Origin of the sequence: Amycolatopsis sp. cg5 (assembly GCF_041346955.1) — a bacterium.
Classification (GTDB): Bacteria; Actinomycetota; Actinomycetes; order Mycobacteriales; family Pseudonocardiaceae; genus Amycolatopsis.
Window position 1 is genome coordinate 7,586,515 of the sequence record NZ_CP166849.1, and the last position, 16,367, is coordinate 7,602,881.

At 68.8% G+C, this 16,367-nt stretch carries 19 protein-coding genes and 1 pseudogene; 11 read left to right on the forward strand and 9 right to left on the reverse strand.

What is annotated here, in order from left to right:
- Window positions 1–5: 5 nt before the first annotated feature.
- The 7 genes from AB5J62_RS34175 (at window position 6) to AB5J62_RS34205 (ending at window position 8,524) form a co-directional block, all read left to right on the forward strand.
- A complete protein-coding gene (locus tag AB5J62_RS34175; RefSeq protein WP_370944131.1) occupies window positions 6–731 on the forward strand; it encodes a class I SAM-dependent methyltransferase in 726 nt (241 codons plus the stop codon).
- Between the two features lie 281 nt (window positions 732–1,012).
- Window positions 1,013–1,198 (forward strand): hypothetical protein, encoded by a 186-nt coding sequence (locus AB5J62_RS34180; protein ID WP_370944132.1) that lies wholly within the window; start codon window positions 1,013–1,015, stop codon window positions 1,196–1,198.
- Window positions 1,199–1,214: 16 nt separating this feature from the next.
- Window positions 1,215–2,447 carry a cytochrome P450 gene (locus AB5J62_RS34185; RefSeq protein ID WP_370944133.1) on the forward strand — a complete coding sequence of 411 codons (1,233 nt, stop codon included), beginning with the start codon at window positions 1,215–1,217 and terminating at the stop codon, window positions 2,445–2,447.
- 25 nt (window positions 2,448–2,472) lie between these two features.
- Window positions 2,473–4,713, forward strand: coding sequence for a TOMM precursor leader peptide-binding protein (locus AB5J62_RS34190; RefSeq protein WP_370944134.1), 2,241 nt, complete (start codon window positions 2,473–2,475; stop codon window positions 4,711–4,713).
- A 21-nt stretch (window positions 4,714–4,734) separates the two neighbouring features.
- Complete coding sequence (locus tag AB5J62_RS34195) at window positions 4,735–6,303, forward strand: SagB family peptide dehydrogenase (RefSeq protein WP_370944135.1); 1,569 nt, start codon at window positions 4,735–4,737, stop codon at window positions 6,301–6,303.
- A gap of 330 nt (window positions 6,304–6,633) precedes the next feature.
- Window positions 6,634–7,896, forward strand: coding sequence for a sensor histidine kinase (locus tag AB5J62_RS34200; protein ID WP_370944136.1), 1,263 nt, complete (start codon window positions 6,634–6,636; stop codon window positions 7,894–7,896).
- A 13-nt stretch (window positions 7,897–7,909) separates the two neighbouring features.
- The gene (locus AB5J62_RS34205; RefSeq protein ID WP_370944137.1) at window positions 7,910–8,524 is read left to right on the forward strand and encodes a response regulator; all 615 of its coding nucleotides are present in this window, start codon (window positions 7,910–7,912) and stop codon (window positions 8,522–8,524) included.
- Window positions 8,525–8,527: 3 nt separating this feature from the next.
- On the opposite strand, the gene AB5J62_RS34210 is transcribed toward AB5J62_RS34205, so the two are convergent.
- A complete protein-coding gene (locus tag AB5J62_RS34210) occupies window positions 8,528–8,830 on the reverse strand; it encodes a hypothetical protein (protein WP_370944138.1) in 303 nt (100 codons plus the stop codon).
- 251 nt (window positions 8,831–9,081) lie between these two features.
- Between AB5J62_RS34210 and AB5J62_RS34215 the strand changes: the two genes are divergently transcribed.
- The 3 genes from AB5J62_RS34215 to bcp all read left to right on the forward strand — a co-directional run bounded on the left by AB5J62_RS34215 (window position 9,082) and on the right by bcp (window position 10,466).
- Window positions 9,082–9,258, forward strand: coding sequence for a hypothetical protein (locus AB5J62_RS34215; protein WP_091289467.1), 177 nt, complete (start codon window positions 9,082–9,084; stop codon window positions 9,256–9,258).
- Window positions 9,259–9,448: 190 nt separating this feature from the next.
- Window positions 9,449–9,985: a hypothetical protein gene (locus AB5J62_RS34220; RefSeq protein ID WP_370944139.1), complete on the forward strand. Its 537-nt coding sequence runs from the start codon at window positions 9,449–9,451 to the stop codon at window positions 9,983–9,985.
- A 10-nt stretch (window positions 9,986–9,995) separates the two neighbouring features.
- Window positions 9,996–10,466 carry a thioredoxin-dependent thiol peroxidase gene (gene bcp / locus AB5J62_RS34225; protein WP_370944140.1) on the forward strand — a complete coding sequence of 157 codons (471 nt, stop codon included), beginning with the start codon at window positions 9,996–9,998 and terminating at the stop codon, window positions 10,464–10,466.
- A 66-nt stretch (window positions 10,467–10,532) separates the two neighbouring features.
- On the opposite strand, the gene rdgB is transcribed toward bcp, so the two are convergent.
- The 5 genes and pseudogenes from rdgB to AB5J62_RS34250 form a co-directional block, all read right to left on the reverse strand.
- Window positions 10,533–11,138: an RdgB/HAM1 family non-canonical purine NTP pyrophosphatase gene (gene rdgB, locus AB5J62_RS34230; protein WP_370944141.1), complete on the reverse strand. Its 606-nt coding sequence runs from the start codon at window positions 11,136–11,138 to the stop codon at window positions 10,533–10,535.
- On the reverse strand, window positions 11,135–11,908 hold the full coding sequence (rph, locus tag AB5J62_RS34235) for a ribonuclease PH (protein ID WP_091289474.1): 774 nt from the start codon (window positions 11,906–11,908) through the stop codon (window positions 11,135–11,137). Before rph ends, rdgB begins: the two co-directional genes overlap by 4 nt.
- Window positions 11,909–11,931: 23 nt before the next feature.
- Window positions 11,932–12,696, reverse strand: coding sequence for an MBL fold metallo-hydrolase (locus tag AB5J62_RS34240; RefSeq protein ID WP_370944142.1), 765 nt, complete (start codon window positions 12,694–12,696; stop codon window positions 11,932–11,934).
- A gap of 30 nt (window positions 12,697–12,726) precedes the next feature.
- Window positions 12,727–13,524, reverse strand: a complete 798-nt coding sequence (murI, locus tag AB5J62_RS34245) for a glutamate racemase (RefSeq protein WP_370944143.1) — start codon at window positions 13,522–13,524, stop codon at window positions 12,727–12,729.
- Window positions 13,521–14,152, reverse strand: a pseudogene (locus AB5J62_RS34250) (rhomboid family intramembrane serine protease). The gene murI and the pseudogene AB5J62_RS34250 overlap by 4 nt, the downstream one beginning before the upstream one ends.
- A gap of 56 nt (window positions 14,153–14,208) precedes the next feature.
- Here AB5J62_RS34250 and AB5J62_RS34255 point away from each other — a divergent pair.
- A complete protein-coding gene (locus AB5J62_RS34255; protein WP_370944144.1) occupies window positions 14,209–14,631 on the forward strand; it encodes a TFIIB-type zinc ribbon-containing protein in 423 nt (140 codons plus the stop codon).
- Between the two features lie 42 nt (window positions 14,632–14,673).
- On the opposite strand, the gene AB5J62_RS34260 is transcribed toward AB5J62_RS34255, so the two are convergent.
- Genes AB5J62_RS34260 through AB5J62_RS34270 form a run of 3 tightly spaced genes read right to left on the reverse strand, consistent with a single transcriptional unit; the run spans window position 14,674 to window position 16,362 of the window.
- Window positions 14,674–15,624: a PLP-dependent cysteine synthase family protein gene (locus AB5J62_RS34260; protein WP_370944145.1), complete on the reverse strand. Its 951-nt coding sequence runs from the start codon at window positions 15,622–15,624 to the stop codon at window positions 14,674–14,676.
- A gap of 2 nt (window positions 15,625–15,626) precedes the next feature.
- Window positions 15,627–15,899, reverse strand: coding sequence for a MoaD/ThiS family protein (locus tag AB5J62_RS34265; protein ID WP_091289479.1), 273 nt, complete (start codon window positions 15,897–15,899; stop codon window positions 15,627–15,629).
- A 55-nt stretch (window positions 15,900–15,954) separates the two neighbouring features.
- Window positions 15,955–16,362 (reverse strand): Mov34/MPN/PAD-1 family protein, encoded by a 408-nt coding sequence (locus AB5J62_RS34270; RefSeq protein WP_370944146.1) that lies wholly within the window; start codon window positions 16,360–16,362, stop codon window positions 15,955–15,957.
- Between the last annotated feature and the right edge of the window lie 5 nt (window positions 16,363–16,367).

Sequence of the window (16,367 nt, forward strand, 5' to 3'; positions counted from 1 at the left end):
ACCTCATGCTCTACGACGAACTGGGCGTCGGCTACTCGCTGGGCCGCCGCACCGACCCCCGCTGGCTCGCCCCGATCACCGACGCGCTCGGCGCGGCCCGCTCGGTGGTCAACATCGGCGCGGGCACCGGTTCCTACGAACCCGCCAACGTCGTGCTGGCCGTCGAACCGAGCGCCGAGATGATCCGGCAACGGCCGCGCGGCGCGGCGCCTGCCGTCCGCGCGGTGGCGGAGTCCTTGCCGGTGTCGCACGCGGAGGCGGCGCTGGCGGTGTTGACGGTGCATCACTGGACCGACTGGCGCGCCGGCGTGGCCGAGCTGCGCCGGGTCGCGCCGCTGCGGGTGGTCCTCACCTACGACCCGCGACGGCACCTGGAGTTCTGGATGGTGCGCGAGTACGTGCCGGAGATCGCGGACCTCGAAGTCGGCCGCCCGTCCTCCGGAGACATCGCGCGGGAACTCGGGAACGCGACGGTGACGACGCTGCCGTTGCACTGGGACTTCACGGACGGCGTGTTCCCCGCGCATTGGCGGCGGCCAGAGGCTTACCTGAATCAGCGGGTGCGGGACAACTGCTCGGCGCTCTCGCAGGCTCCCGCGCACGCCGTGGAGCGCGGTATGACCCGGCTGCGCGCGGATCTCGAATCCGGCCGCTGGCACGACCGGCACCGGGATCTGCTGGCCCTCGACGAGTGGGACGCCGGGTTCCGGCTGATCGTTTCGCGGGACTGAACGCGAAGGCATCTTGGAAATGTGCGTTTCGCACTAGTCGGAGATGCCCCGAGGCACTGACGCGGGCGCTCGCGGGTCGGGCAGGGTGAAAAGCCAAGGTGGCGCCGTCCGTGGTCTCCCGCAGCCGGGCGGCGTCACCACCTCACCCACCGCGTTGGGACGTTTACCGGTCACCGTGACAAAAGTCATCGTGTCTGGTGCTCAGCGCACTACTGGTCATGCGGTCGTATGAGCGAAACTCCCGGGGCGTACGGCCAGTTCACGACATACCGGGAGACCGCATGAACAGCATCGCGCTACTGACGGACGACGACTTTTCCGTGACCATGCTCGACGGGGGCCTCGGGGCCGTCGCGGGCGCCTCCTCGGCCGTGGTGCCAGCCGCGACCGATCTCTGCTGGTGCGCCTGCGTGGTCTGCTTCGTACCCGACGCCGTTCCGTCGGACGAAGAGGTCGCGAAGGCATAACCAGGAGGAGCACCCGGTGGACAGTCTCTCCCAGCTGCGCACGGAGCTTTCGCGTTATCTGACCGACTCCGAAGCCAGGCGCCATGACCCTGTCGGCCCGATCGACGAGCTCGTCCGAGATGCGGGACTGCTGGAAGTGGACGGGGCATGGGTGGTGTCGAGCCACCGGCTGGTGTCGGCGCTGAGCGTCGACCGAAGACTGTCCGTGGATGCTCGGCTGGGCGGAAGCGAGCCACGCTTCGCCCAGCCGCGCACGCTGGATCACGTTTTCGGGCTCATGCTCAACGTCCGCGACGGTGTCGACCACCGGCGGCTGCGCGGACTGGTCTCCGGCGTGTTCACCGCACGCCGGATCGCCGAACTCACCGAATCGGCCGCCACGCTCATCGAGTCCGCGCTGAACGCGGGCGACAGCCTCGAAGTCGTGTCGGAGCTGGGTGTGCGCCTGCCGATGCGGATGAACTGCGAACTCGTCGGCGTGCCCGCCGAGGACCGCACGCAGGTGCTGCGCTGGGTGAAAGCGCTCGCCAGGCAGCTCGACCGGTTCGGCCAGCCGCAATCCGAAGTCTCCCAAGCGGAACGCACACTGGCCGAGTTCACCGATTACATCCACGCGCTGCTGGCCAAGCGGCGTCTCGATCCGCGCGACGACATCATGACGCGGCTCGTGAAGGCGCACGGGCAGCACATGCTGTCCACCGACGAACTGGTCGCGTTCGTGATCACGTTGTTCGTCAACGGGCTGGACACGTTGTCCGCGGCGCTCGGCACCGCGCTGTGGACGATTCTCGGGCAGCCGGGGTTGCTGCCGAAACTCACCAACCGCGAGGACGCGAGGGTCGCGTTCGACGAGGCGGTCCGGTTGTGCGCGCCGATCCGGCTCGCCGCGCGCACCGCGCTGAGCGACGTCGAGGTCGACGGCCGGGTCATCGAGGCGGGGTCGGCCGTGCTCTTCTACTGGGCGGCCGCGAACCGCGATCCCGAGTTCACCGCCGCGCCGTCGGAGTTCCGGATGGACCGCGGCGCGATCGGCACCTACGCCTTCGGCCACGGCCCGCACCAGTGCCTCGGCGCTCAGCTGGCCAGGCTCACCGGCGCCGAACTCGTCTCGCGGCTGGCCACCCGCTTTCCCGAGTCCATTGTGGACACAGCGGTCGGAGAGGTCCGCTGGCAGGGCGAGCTCGTCTTCTGCTCTCCGGAACGGCTGCAGGTCAAGCTGGTCCCGCAGGGCGCCATGGCGGTGGCCTGATGCGCCACGCCGGAAAGGACACCTCATGGGGGTACCACGGATCAAACGGCATCTGGGCGTCTCGGTCGTTCCCGGGGAAGGCGCCTATCTGCTGTGTGAGCACGGGAGCGCGGTCGTCACCGACCCGCTCGCCGAACGGCTGCTGCCGCTGCTGAACGGCAAGCACGACCTACAGTCCATTGTAGACACGCTGCGCGGCGAGGTCGCGCCCGAAGTCGTCCAGCGCGCGATCGCCGGGCTGGCGCGTGCCGGTCAGGTCGTCGAAGCCGACCCGGACGCCGACGAGCGATCCGCCGGATACTGGGAATCACTGAACCGCCACGGTGACGAGGCCAACGCCAAGCTGGCGGCAGGCGTGCGGGTCACCACCTTCGGCTCGGTCGACGCGGAGGAGGCCACCGAAGCGTTGTGGGCGGCCGGATTGCGGATCGTCGAGTCCGAATCGGACACCGAGGCGCTCGATCTCGTGCTGACCGACGACTACCTCCGCGCTGGCCTGGTGAACTTCGACCGACGGCAGCGCGCGGCGGGAAGGCCGTGGCTGCTGGCGAAGCCGGTCGGCGTGATCGCCTACGTGGGCCCGATCTTCGACCCGGAAGGCGCCTGCTACCGGTGCCTGGAAGTGCGGCTGCGCGGGCAGCGGCGCGCCGAGGACTACCTGGAGGGCAAGCTCACCGACGCCAGGATCGCGCCGCCGACCGTGGACATCGCGGCGAGCCGCTCGCTCGCCTTCGGCATGGTCGCGACCGCGGCCGCGCACTGGCTCGGCGGGCACCGCCACGACGGCACGCACGCCGTGCTGAGCATCGACACGGCCACGCTGGGCACCGAGAAGCACGCGCTCAGCCGACGGCCGCAATGCTCCGCGTGCGGAAACGCCGCGCTGGTCATGAAGAACATGCGCCGTCCCGTGAAATTGGCGCCACGGCCCAAGACCTTCGCCGAAGACGGCGGCCACCGCGCGAAAAGCCCCGAAGAGATGATGCGGAACTGGGGTCACCTGGTCGATCCGATCACCGGAGTGGTGCCGAAGCTGACGCCACTGAACACCCGTTTGCCGTTCGTGCGCGCGTACGCGTCCGGCTACAACCGCGCCTTGCGGGTGAGCACGCTCCGCGCGCTTCGCGACGGGCTGCGGACGCAGAGCTGCGGCAAAGGTGTCACCGATATCCAGGCGAAAGCGAGCGCGCTCGGCGAAGCGCTCGAACGCTACAGCGCCGTCTACGCCGGTGACGAGCCCCGGTTCATGGCTTCGCTGAACACGTTGGGAGAGATGGGAATCCACCCCAACCGGTCGATGCTGTTCAGCGACCGGCAGTTCGCCGAGCGGCAGGCATGGAACGCGAAAGGAATCGCGTTCCAGACGGTCGCCGAGCCGATGCCCGCCGACGCCGAGCTCGAATGGAGTCCGGTTTATTCGCTGACCGAAGAACGCACGAAATACGTTCCGACGTCATTGTTGTTCTATTCCTACCCTTATCGCGGACCGGTGCACGCGATCGCCGATTCCAATGGCTGCGCGGCGGGAACCAGTTTCGAAGACGCGATGCTGCAGGGGTTCTACGAACTCGTCGAGCGCGACAGCGTGGCGATCTGGTGGTACAACCGGCTGCGCTGCCCCGGCGTCGACCTCGACGCGATGAAAGAGCCCTGGATCGACCAGATGCGCGCGGAGTACCGCGGCCTCAACCGGGAGATCTGGGCACTCGACCTCACCGCCGACCTCGGCGTGCCGACGGTCGTCGCGATCAGCCGCCGGGTCGACAAGCCCGCCGAGGACATCATCTTCGGGTTCGGCGCGCACCACGACGCGCGGATCGCGGTGCTGCGCGCGGTCAGTGAGCTCAACCAGTTCCTGCCCGCGGTCGCGTTCACCACCGAGGACGGCCGGGGCTACACCTTCCCGGACCCGGCGCAGCAGCACTGGTGGCAGACCGCGACCGTGGCCGATCATCCTTATCTGACACCGGATCCGGACGAACCGGCCAGCCGGGTCGTCGACCTGACCCTGCCGACCGGCGGTGACCTCGCCGAGGACGTGCGGCTGTGCCGCAGGCTCGTCGAGGACAAGGGGATGGAACTGCTCGCACTGGACCTGACCAGGCCGGACATCGGCCTGCCCGTGGTCAAGGTGCTGGTGCCCGGCATGCGGCACTTCTGGAGCAGGTACGCGCCCGGCAGGCTCTACGACGTGCCCGTCGCGCTCGGCAGGCTGCGGTCGCCGACCGCGGAGGCCGACCTGAACCCCATCCCGATGTTCGTCTGATGTTCGCTTAGGGGGACAACGATGTCCAGCTCGATCCTGCCGGACCGGCGCACCTCGCCCGCCGCCATCGGCGACGCGAGGCACCTGGTGTCGTTTCGCGAGGATGTGGTCGTCGAGCGCACCGGCGACGAGCTGGTCATCGCCCACCGCTGGGGCAACCATGTGCTGACCAAGGTGTCCCAAGGCATCGCGGCCGCCGTCGACCGGCTCACCTTCGGCCCGGTGCTCGCCGGCAACGTGATGGACCTGGTGATCACCTCGGCGCAGGACCCGATCGCCGAGGCGACCAGGATGCACGAGCTGGTCGAACTGCTGCAGTTCTTGCTGGTGCACTCGGTCGAGCGCGACGCGGTGACGCTCGCGGACGTGGTCCCGATCTCGTCGAGCGCGCGGCTCAAGGGGTTCGCCGGGCCGGGGCGCGCGGCCGAGGGCGAGCGCCTCGCGCTGTCGCGATTCGCCTATCTGCACCAGGTCGACGGCGTGCTCACGCTGGAGAACCCGCTCAGTCTCTACCGCGCGCGGCTGCACGACCCGCAGCTGGCCGCGCTGGTCACCGCCGCCGCGCGGCCGAGAACCGTGGCCGAGCTGATCAACCTGGTGCCCGCGCTCGGCGAGCGCGCCACCAAGCCGGTGCTCGACCTGCTGCTCGCCGCCAGGCTGCTCGACCGCGCGGACGCGCCGGAGACGGATCGGCTGCGGCAATGGGGTTTCCACGATCTGCTCTTCCACGCGCGCAGCCGCTCCGGCCGTCACGACGAAGAGTTCGGCGCGACATTCCGGTTCACCGGCGAGATCGAGCACGAATCGCCGATCCGTGAACTGCCGCCCGGCGAGATCGTCGCGTTGCCGGTGCCCGATTTCGACGAAGTGCGCGCCCGCGATCCCCGGCTGACCGAAGTGCTGGAACTGCGGCAGTCGGTGCGCACGCCGGGCGAACGGCCGCTCCAGCTCGGCCAATTGGCGGAACTGCTTTACCGGGTGCAGCGCATCCGGTCGATTTACGGTCCGGTTCCCGAGCAGCAAATGCCTTATCAAGGCGTCGACCGGCCTTATCCGGCAGGCGGCGGGGCCGGCGAACTCGACCTCTGGCTGACCATCCGGCGCTGCGCCGGACTCAAGCCGGGAATGTACTTCTACGACCCGGCTGGTCATCGGCTCGTGCTGGTCAACGACTCCACTTCGGACATCGACGCCATGCTGGGCGTCGCTTCCATTTCCGCCGGGAACGCGCTCGCGCCCGACGTGCTGGTCACCATCACCTCGCGCTTCCAGCGGCTCGGCTGGAAGTACAGCGGCATCCCGTACGCCACCACGCTCAAGCACGTCGGCGTGCTCTACCAGACGTTGTACCTGGTCAGCACGGCGATGGGGCTCGCGCCGTGCGGGCTCGGCGTCGGCGACGCGGAGCTGTCGGCGCGCTGTTTCGGCCTCGACTGGGAGCGCGAGAGCAGCGTCGGCGACTTCATGATCAGCTCGGCTCCCAGTGGTCTGGACCGCGCCCGCCACAGCACCCAGGACCTGCCCGGATGGCAGGCGCACAACGGCGTCGACTGGCGTGCGCGCGCTGCGGCCGCGTCCGACGAGGACTGAGCTTGGCCGGTCATTCCCACACCATCGGCATTATCGGTCGACCTTTGCTGTCAACGCGAAGTATTCGTTCAATTCCATAGCGCTATCGCCGATTGCACTGCGTTCAACAACGAATCATCACGCTGGGGAGTTATTCAACGACTGGCCGTCCGATGACGGCAAAAAGGCCCGCACCCAGATAAGTTAATTTTCGGGTTGCGCGTTGCGAAAATGCACGAAGTCGAGACCAAACGGAGCAGCATGATGTCCCTGCTCCGATGTTAACGTTTAGCAACCGCGGCCGGGACACGAGAGGCAGTCGGAGATGACCATCACGAAGATCCTGGCCCGATGCGCCGCGCCCAGCCACTCGAACGCTCCCCGAGCGGAGTGGCTGAGATGAAGGCGGCGGGTTCGCTACTGGGCAGCACGAGAGCCTGGCTGGTCCGATCACTGCGCCCCGGCGCGGGCGGGACCGGCCACGTCGTCGGCGTGCTGGCACTGCTCGGCCTGGCCGGGTACATGTTCCTGATCGCGGCCTTCCCGCTGAGCCTGATCGTCGAGACTTCGGGGCCACGCCGGGTTTTCGCGATCGTCGGGTTCGCGCTGTGGATCGGCACCTACATCTACTGCACCATCGCGATCCTGCGCGGCAACCGGCGCAAACGGTCCATCCAGGTGCTCGCGCTCGGCGGGCTCGGCTGGGCGGTGGCGCTGTTCGGCCTGTTCGGGATGAACTGGGCGGCACCACCCGCGCTGAGCTTCTCGATCATGTTGCTGTGCCTGTCCGGCAAAGCGCGCGGGTTCGCCACGCTCGCCTGTTTCGCGCTCTACATACCCATCACCGCGAATGTATTCCACGGTGACGACATTCGCCGGGTGCTCGAAGAGTTCGCATTGTCCACTTTGATCTTCTATTCGATTCCGCGGCTGGTCACCTTCGCGCGGGAGCTGGAAGACACCAGGGCCGAGCTCGCCGGGGTCGCGGTCAGCGAGCAGCGGCTGCGCTGGGCCCGCGACCTGCACGACACGCTCGGCCACGGCTTGTCGGTGGTACTGCTCAAACTCGAGCTGGTCGAGCGACTGTCCGAACGCGACCCGTGCCGCGCGGTCGAGGAACTGCGCGAGGCACGCTCGCTGCTGCGTGACTCGATCGGCGAGATGCAGACGGTCGTCGCGGGCATGCGGGACACCTCGCTCGCGGGCGAGGTCGCCAGCGCGCGGACCATCCTCAACTCGGCGGGCGTGCAGACCGAAGTCAAGATCGCCGACCTCGACCTGAACAGCTCGACCTCGCAGGCGCTGGCCTGGATCGTCCGCGAGGGCGCGACGAATGTGTTGCGGCACAGCGACTCCACCCTCTGCGAGATCCGGCTCAAGGCCGAAGAGGGCACGGCGGTGCTGGAGCTGGCGAGCAACGGGCCGTCCATACTGACCAAGCGGACCCCGTCCGGCGGGCACGGGCTGCGCGGCATGCGCGAACGGCTCGCCGACCTCAACGGCGAACTGCAGGCGTCCGGGCAGAGCGGCGGCGGCTTCCTGCTGCGCGCCCAGGTCCCACTACCCGGTTCCGGCAAGCCGTCCGGCATCCGGCGCATGACCGCGGCGACGTAGAAAGAAACAGCGTATGACCCAGCAACAGGTCCGTGTCTTCCTCGCCGAAGACCAGGTGATGGTGCGCTCGGCACTGGTGTCCTTGATCGAACTCGAGCCGGACCTGTGCGTGGTCGGCGTCGCGGGCCGCGGCGACCAGGCGGTCGAGCGGATCGCCGAGCTGCGGCCCGACGTCGCGGTGCTCGACATCGACATGCCGGGTCTGGACGGTCTCTCCGCCGCCGAGGCCGTCCGGACCCGGGTGCCCGCGTGCGCCGCGCTGATCCTCACCGCGCTGAGCAAACCCGGGATGCTGCAACGGGCTTTGCAGGCGGGCGCCAAGGGTTACGTCGTCAAGCACGCGCCCGCCGACGAGCTGCTGGCCGCGATCCGCGGCGTCGCGGCGGGCGAGCGCGTCTTCGACTCGGCGCTCGCCGTCGCCGCGCTCGAAGAGGACGTCCCGGTGACCCAACGGGAACTCGACGTCGTCAGGCTCGTCGCCGAGGGCGCTTCGGCACGCGAGATCGCCGGCAGGCTGTTCCTGTCCGAAGGCACGGTCCGCAACTACACCTCGAACATGATCAACAAGTGCGGCGCGCGGAACAGGGTCGACCTGGTCCGCATCGCCTTCGACCGCGGCTGGCTGTGAGCCTCAGCGCTTGCCGTAGATGACGGCCGAGCTGGACGGGCCCTTGCAGTAGTACTCCCAGGAAATCGACTCGCAGCCGTCCGGCACCGGCCACACCAGCCGGGTGTCGGCGTCGATCGACGGGATCTCGATCGGCGCTTGCTTGCCGTTGAAGTACACGACCATGTCGGTCATCGGCTGGTAGCCGGCCGAGAGCGCGAACCACACGTCGCCGACGACGGCCGAGATGGACCGCGTCTCGATCGTGCGATGGTGGTACTGCTTGTCGTCGCTGGGACCGTATTCGTGGTCCTGAGGGCCTGCCATGTCGTCATCCTCCGCACTCGGTTCGGTGAGATCGAGCATGGTGCGCTGGGCCGTTGGCCGTAACGGTCGATGGTCCATTCCTCCGTCCGCCCGTTCGGGCAAGGCTCGAAAGTGGGCGATTCACGGGAAAGGCCCACCGGCGGACGGCGTCGCACCGGCTGGCAAGCCACTGTTCGGAGTACTCTCGTTGACCCGAGGCGGCGAGCCCGTAGGGTGTTGGCGACGGATCGTGACGAGGAGGTGGACGGCCGATGCGGAACCCACTGCGCCTGCTCGTGCGCTTCGCCGACTGGTTCGAGATGCGCGGCGTCTACGTCCCCGGCGAGGAGTCACGCGCTGTAGACCCCTGGCGGGATTTCGGCTGGCTCATCGTGGCGTGGCTCTCCGGGTTGGCGATTTTCGTCCTGTTCTTCGCCTGGGCCGTCTGAGTGGACATTCGGGTGAGAACTGTCACCCGGGGTGCACCGCCGATCACGGATTGGCCACGGGTCAACACCAGGTCCGCTTCGACCGGCGCGCGGCGCTCGTGGAAACGCGTCGCGCCAGTCAAAGTAGTCACGTTCGGCGGCAGTCCTAGGCCGTACGGATGACAACTACCCCGCGACTGGAGTAACCGCGATGGCGCTCGCGCGCGCACCGAGGCTCTTGCCGGCAGTCTGCGCGCTACTCGCCGCAGTCGCCTGTGGTGTGCCCGTTCAGCAGCAGACCGGTTCGGCGGCCGAAGCCAGGCAGGCCGCGCGCGGCGAGGTCCGCCCCGCCAAGCAGGCGCAGGACTTCGGCAACGAGCACACCTTCGCCGACGGCCTCAGCATCCGCGTCTCGACGCCGAAGTCGTTCCAGCCCAGCAACAGCTCCTACCCGCGCTCCGGCCGCGCGGCCGCCTTCGACGTCGAACTCCGCAACGGCGGCACCGAGCCGTACCGCCTGTCGGGACTGTCGGTCACCGCGAGCGCGTCCGGCGCACCCGCGAGCCCGCTGGTCGACGCGCTCCAGGGCTTCAACGGCATTTCCGACGCCGGCCGCGACATCGCGCCCGGCCGCGCGATCCACCTGAACATGGCCTTCGCCGTGCCCGAGAACCCGGTCGAGCTGTGGATGGTCCTGCGCCCCAGCGCGGCCAGTGCCGCCGCCGCGACCTACTGCGGGTCCGCCTAGTCTTGAAGGCATGACTGAGCAGCGCCTTTCCCCCGGCGACCCCGCCCCGGACTTCACCCTTTCCGACAGCGAAGGCAACAAGGTCTCCCTGTCGGACTTCCGCGGCCAGTCCGTCGTCGTGTACTTCTACCCCGCCGCCGGCACGCCCGGCTGCACCAAGCAGGCCTGCGACTTCCGCGACAACCTCGCGGAGCTCAACGACGCCGGCTACCAGATCCTCGGCATCTCCCCCGACAAGCCGGAGAAGCTCGCCAAGTTCGTCGAGAACGAGCAGCTGACGTTCCCGCTGCTGGCCGACCCCGAGAAGACCGTGCTCACCGCGTGGGGCGCCTTCGGGGAGAAGAAGAACTACGGCCGCGTCGTGCAGGGCGTCATCCGCTCGACGTTCATCGTCGACGCCGACGGCAAGATCGCCAAGGCGCTGTACAACGTCCGCGCCACCGGCCACGTCGCCAAGCTCATCAAGGACCTCAACATCTGAGCGCGTGGGTCGTGAGTGGTATGGCCGGTTCTAACCGGCCATACCACTCACGACCCCATGCTCGGCTTAGCTCGCGAAGGCGCGCAGTTTCGGGAGCAGCGCGCGCAAAGCGCGGCCCCGGTGCGAAAGAGCGTCCTTTTCGGACGGTTCCAGCTCCGCCGAAGACCGCGTTTCGCCTTCAGGCACGAAGATCGGGTCGTACCCGAAGCCGTTGGCCCCGCGAGGCGCACGAGCCAGCGTCCCGCGCCACTCACCACGCACGACCGTCTCTTCGCCGCCAGGCACCACGAAGGCCGCCGTGCACACGAAAGCCGCGCCGCGCCGCTCGTCCGGAACGTCGTTGAGCTGACCGAGCACCAGCTCCAGGTTCGCGACATCGTCGCCGTGCTTGCCGGACCAGCGCGCGGAAAGCACACCGGGCATGCCGTTCAGCGCGTCGATCGCGATCCCGGAGTCGTCCGCGATGGACGGCAGTCCGGTTGCTTCGGCGGCGTCACGCGCTTTCGCGAGCGCGTTGCCCTCGAAGTCGGGCGCGGTCTCCGGGGCTTCCGGGAACTCGGGGACGTCGGCGAGGCCGAGCACCTCGACGCCCTCGATGCCTTCGGCCTCCAGGATCCGCCGGAGCTCGCCGAGCTTCTTGGCGTTGCGGGTCGCGAGCAGCAGGCGGGTCATTTCGACTTCTTCTTGTCGGGGCGCGGCTCGGGCAGCTCGCCGGGGTACGGCAGGGCCAGTGCCTCGTTCTGAAGCCGGGTCAGCTCCTCGCAGCCCGCGAGCGCCATGTCGAGCATGGTGTCGAGCGTCGAGCGGGCGAAGGTCGCGCCCTCGCCGGTGCCCTGCACCTCGATCAGGGTGCCCGTGTCGGTGGCGACGACGTTCATGTCGACCTCCGCGCGCGAGTCCTCTTCGTAAGGCAGGTCGAGGCGGACGCGGCCGTCGACGACGCCGACGCTGATCGCGGCGACCGAGGACGACAGCGGCTGCGGGTCGGCGAGGCGGTTGGCGGCGCCGAGCCAGGTGATGGCGTCGGCGAGCGCGACGTAGCCGCCGGTGACCGCGGCCGTGCGGGTGCCGCCGTCGGCCTGGATGACGTCGCAGTCGATGACGATGGTGTTCTCGCCGAGCGCGGCCAGGTCGATGCACGCGCGCAGCGAGCGGCCGATCAGCCGGGAGATCTCGTGGGTGCGGCCGCCGATGCGGCCCTTCACCGATTCGCGGTCGCTGCGGGTGTTGGTCGCCGAGGGCAGCATCGCGTACTCGGCGGTCACCCAGCCGAGGCCCGAACCGGCACGCCAGCGCGGCACGCCCTCGGTGACGCTGGCCGCGCACAGCACGCGCGTGTTGCCGAACTCGATCAGCACCGAACCGGCTGGCCACTGCTGGAAGCCGCGGGTGATCTTCACGTCGCGGAGCTGGTCGTCGTTCCTGCCGTCTTTTCTCGCCACGGGTGCACTCTATGACCCGCCGGTCAGACGTCGTAAACCGCGCCCTGCTGGACAAGTTCGGCACGGCCGAACACCGCGTCCGCTTCGGCCAGCACGGCGGCCGAGTCGGTCCACGGCAGCACGTGCGTGAGCAGCAGCCGGTCGACGCCGCCGCGCAGCGCGATCTCGGCCGCCTGCTTCCCCGACAGGTGCATGCCCTGCGGCCGGACGGGCGAGTCCGTCCACGAAGCCTCGGCGAGCAGCACGTCGACGTCGCGCACCAGCTTGTCCAGCGCGTCGCACGGGCCGGTGTCGCCGGTGTAGGCGAGCGAACGGCCGCCGTGGCACACCCGGAAACCGAACGCGGGCGTCGGATGGTCGACCGGGACCGCGGTCACCTCGAACGGCCCGATCTCCACGGTCTCTTCGAGAAGGCTGTGGAACTGGTAGGTGTCGGAGAGATCGGTGATCGCGCGTTCGTCCTCGTCCGGCGCGTACGCGTTGGCCAGCCGGTGATGCGCGCCGGCTGGCGCGTAGACGGGCAGCTTGCCGTTCGTGCGCTGCGCGGCCTCGGGGTGATAGCGGCGCAGGACGGTGAGCGCGCTGAAGTCCGCGCAATGATCAGGGTGCAGATGCGACAACACGAGAGCGTCGAGGTCGAAGGGGTCGCGCAGCGCCTGCAGGCGCGCGAGGGTCCCGTTGCCGAGTTCCAGCCCCAGCACGAAACCGTCGGCCTCGATCAGGTAACCCGAGGCCGCGGCGTCGGGGCCGGGGATGCTGCCCGCGCAGCCAAGGATCGTGAGTCGCACGCTTCACACCTTAGGCGCGTTGGCGGTATTTCAGGCCGTAGTCAACGCCACACCCGGAGCGAACCCCATGAACCGTTGTGCGAGCCGGTTGAACGGCTCGGCCGATCCGGTGGCGACGAACTCGTGTTTCGGCGCCGTGGTGCGCTCGGAGAGCAGGTCGCGCTCGGTCAGCACCCTGACGACGTCCTTGGCCGTCTCCTCCGCGCTGGACACCAGGATCACGTCTTGGCCCATCACGATCTGCAGCACCCCGGTGAGCAGCGGGTAGTGCGTGCAGCCCAGCACCAGCGTGTCGACCTGCGCGCTGAGCAGTGGCTCCAGATACCCCTGCGCGAGCCCGAGCACCTGACGGCCCGAGGTGATCCCCCGCTCGACGAAGTCGACGAACCGCGGGCACGCGACACTCGTCACCTGCAGGTCCCGCGCCGCGGCGAAGGCGTCTTCGTACGCACGTGAGCGGACGGTGCCCTCGGTGCCGATCACCCCGACCCGCCCGGTGTGCGTCGCGGCGACGGCCCGGCGCACGGCGGGCAGCACGACCTCGATCACCGGGACGTCGTAGCGCTCGCGCGCGTCACGCAGGCACGCGGCCGAAGCCGTGTTGCAGGCGATGACCAGCGCTTTCACCCCGCCTTCGACGATCTCGTCCATCGCGGCGAGCGCGAACTCGCGCGCCTTCGCGATGGGCAGCGGGCCGTACGGGTTGTGCGCCGTGTCGCCGACATACCGCAGCTGCTCGTGCGGCAGCTGGTCGAGAATGGCCCTGGCGACGGTCAGCCCGCCGACCCCGGAGTCGAAAACGCCGATCGGAGCGTCCGGTGTGGTCACACCGCGAGGCTACCTGTGTCCTTCTTCCGGCTCGCCCTGGCAACGAGCCACGCGGCCAGCACCCCGGAAAGCGCCCCGAAAAGATGACCCTGCCAGGAGATACCGGGGTTGCCGGGCAACAGGCCCCACAGCATCCCGCTCCAGACGCCCAGCAGGACGACAGCCAGCACGATCTGCCCGGCACTCCGGTTGAAAATGCCCCTGACCAGCAGAAACGCCAGCCACCCGAACGCCAGCCCGAAGCGCCGACGGTCACCGCGCCCGACGGCCCGGTCAGCCACACCCCGAGCCCGCCGAGGATCCAGATGGTCGCGGTCACCGCGATCCACTGCCCCAGCCCGCCCGCCATCGCCAGGAACGCGAACACCAGCACCGGCACGGTGTTGGAGAACAGATGCGACCACCCGCCGTGCAGCAGCGGCGCCCAGATCACCCCGGCGAGGCCCGAAAGGTCCCGCGAGTGGATGCCACCCTGGTCGAGATCGCCCGGGATGAGGACGTCGGCCAGCTCGACGAGATAGAGCACGAGCGTGAACCCGAGCGCGATGATCGCGGCCGCCCTGGGATTGGGCGGCAGTATCCGCTTGGCCGGGTCCGTCGGCGTCGGCAGTGCTGGCGAAGTGCTCATAACCCCAGGCTACGAGCGCGAAAAATCATTCGCCTCGGGTGAATACCCTGAAATGCATGACCCGCTTCACCGATCCCAAGGTGCGCCTGGACGCGATGGCCGAGTACGACATCGCCGTCGTGTGCCAACGCTGCTCGGCGCGGGCGGTCGTGACGAAGTTCGGCGATCACCGTCGGCTGGTGTGCACGGGCTGTGCGCATGCCGAGGACCGAGTCGTCCGGCGCAGCTGCTGGGGCGGTCCCATTGATCCGTACTTCTGGCGACCGCTGTGGTTCCAAGCGGATTTCCGCGGCCACACGCTCTGGGCCTTCAACCGCACGCACTTGTCGCTCATCGAGGACTACGTCGCGGCTTCGATCCGCGAACGGGGAGCGGGGCCGTCGATGATGAGCATGGTCAACAAGCTGCCGCTCTGGATCAAGACCGCGAAGAACCGCGAGGCCGTCCTCCACACGATCGCCCGCATGAAGAGGTCGTGAGTGTTCCCGACGGCTCTAACCGTCGGGAACACTCACGAGCCCTTAAGCCCAGAGCTGCCCGTCGAGCCGCTCGGCCGCCTCGTCCAGCGATCCGCTGTAAGCACCGGTCGACAGGTACTTCCACCCAGCGTCCGCGACCACGAAGGCCACATCCGCGACCTCACCCCGCGCCGCCGCCTTCTCGGCGACGGCCAGCGCGGCATGCAGCACCGCGCCCGTCGAGATGCCCGCGAAGATCCCCTCGTGCTCCAGCAGCTCACGAGTACGCCTAAGCGCGTCGTAAGCGCCGACGGAGAACCGTCCGTTCAGCACCGACGGGTCGTAAAGCTCGGGCACGAACCCCTCGTCGAGGTTCCTCAGCCCGTAGACCAGCTCGCCGTACCGAGGCTCCGCGGCGATGATCTGCACGTCCGGCTTCGCCTCGTGCAGATACCGCCCGACGCCGACCAAGGTCCCCGTCGTGCCGAGCCCGCCGACGAAGTGCGTCAGCGTCGGCAGGTCCTTCAGCAGCTCCGGCCCGGTGCCGCGGTAGTGCGCGTCGGCGTTGGCCGGGTTCCCGTACTGGTACAGCATCACCCAGTCGGGATTCGCCTCGGAAAGTTCCTTCGCGCGCCGCACGGCCTCGTTCGACCCGCCGGCCGCGGGCGAGAACACGATCCGCGCGCCGTACGCCTGCAGCAGCTGCTTGCGCTCGGTCGAGGTGTTCTCCGGCATCACGCAAACCAGCCCGTAGCCCTTGAGCTTGGCGGCCATGGCCAGCGAGATGCCGGTGTTGCCCGAGGTCGGCTCCAGGATGGTCGACCCGCGCCGCAGGCGGCCCTCCCGCTCGGCCGCCTCGATCATGGCCAGCGCGGGCCGGTCCTTGATCGAGCCGGTCGGGTTGCGGTCCTCGAGCTTCGCCCACAGCCGGACGTCGTTGGTCGGTGACAGCCGGGGCAGCCCCACCAGCGGGGTGCCGCCGAGCGCGTCGAGCAGCGACTCGAACCGGGCCACGATCAGCCGCCGGCGACGGCCGGGAGGATGGTCAGCGTGTCGCCGTCCTTGACCTCGGCGTCGAGCCCACCGGCGAAGCGGACGTCCTCGTCGTTGACGTAGACGTTGATGAACCGGTGCAGCTTCTCTTCCTTGACCAGGCGGGCCTTGAGGCCGCCGTGGCGCGACTCGACGTCGTCGATCACCTCGAGCACCGTGGCGCCCTTGGCCTCGACGGACTTCTCGCCGCCGGTGTGGGTACGCAGGATGGTCGGGATGGACACGGTCACGGCCATGATGGGTTTACCTCCGCTTGGTTGGTCACTGGGGCAGACGTTCGGGCGGCGATCGTTATTCCACGATCTTCACCGGCTCTTCGGTGATCACTCCGTCGACGATCCGGTACGACCGGAACTGGTGCTCGTCGGGTTCCTTGGTCGACACGAGCACGTAGTGCGCGTCCGGCTCGGAGGCGTACGAGACGTCGGTGCGCGACGGGTACGCGTCGGTCGCGGTGTGCGAGTGGTAGATCACCACGGGCACCTCGTCGTTCGCGCCCATCTCGCGGTAGAGCCTGAGCAGGTCACCCGAGTCGAACTCGTAGAACGTAGGCGAGCGCGCCGCGTTGAGCATCGGGATGAGCCGTTCTGGGCGGTCGGAGCCCTCGGGACCCGCGATGACACCGCATGCCTCGTCCGGGTGATCCCGGCGGGCATGCGCGACTATCGCGTCCACGAACTCGCGGCGGATCTCAAGCACGCTCA

Coding starts and splice junctions, on each gene's coding strand:
- AB5J62_RS34190 (WP_370944134.1), top strand. CDS start 2,473: ATGGGGGTACCACGGATCAAACGGCATCTGGGCGTCTCGGTCGTTCCC.
- AB5J62_RS34255 (WP_370944144.1), top strand. CDS start 14,209: ATGACCCGCTTCACCGATCCCAAGGTGCGCCTGGACGCGATGGCCGAG.
- AB5J62_RS34180 (WP_370944132.1), top strand. CDS start 1,013: ATGAACAGCATCGCGCTACTGACGGACGACGACTTTTCCGTGACCATG.
- rdgB (WP_370944141.1), bottom strand. CDS start 11,138: ATGACCCGCCTGCTGCTCGCGACCCGCAACGCCAAGAAGCTCGGCGAG.
- AB5J62_RS34215 (WP_091289467.1), top strand. CDS start 9,082: ATGCGGAACCCACTGCGCCTGCTCGTGCGCTTCGCCGACTGGTTCGAG.
- AB5J62_RS34200 (WP_370944136.1), top strand. CDS start 6,634: ATGCGCCGCGCCCAGCCACTCGAACGCTCCCCGAGCGGAGTGGCTGAG.
- AB5J62_RS34265 (WP_091289479.1), bottom strand. CDS start 15,899: ATGGCCGTGACCGTGTCCATCCCGACCATCCTGCGTACCCACACCGGC.
- AB5J62_RS34195 (WP_370944135.1), top strand. CDS start 4,735: ATGTCCAGCTCGATCCTGCCGGACCGGCGCACCTCGCCCGCCGCCATC.
- AB5J62_RS34175 (WP_370944131.1), top strand. CDS start 6: ATGCTCTACGACGAACTGGGCGTCGGCTACTCGCTGGGCCGCCGCACC.
- AB5J62_RS34220 (WP_370944139.1), top strand. CDS start 9,449: ATGGCGCTCGCGCGCGCACCGAGGCTCTTGCCGGCAGTCTGCGCGCTA.
- AB5J62_RS34210 (WP_370944138.1), bottom strand. CDS start 8,830: ATGGCAGGCCCTCAGGACCACGAATACGGTCCCAGCGACGACAAGCAG.
- AB5J62_RS34205 (WP_370944137.1), top strand. CDS start 7,910: ATGACCCAGCAACAGGTCCGTGTCTTCCTCGCCGAAGACCAGGTGATG.
- bcp (WP_370944140.1), top strand. CDS start 9,996: ATGACTGAGCAGCGCCTTTCCCCCGGCGACCCCGCCCCGGACTTCACC.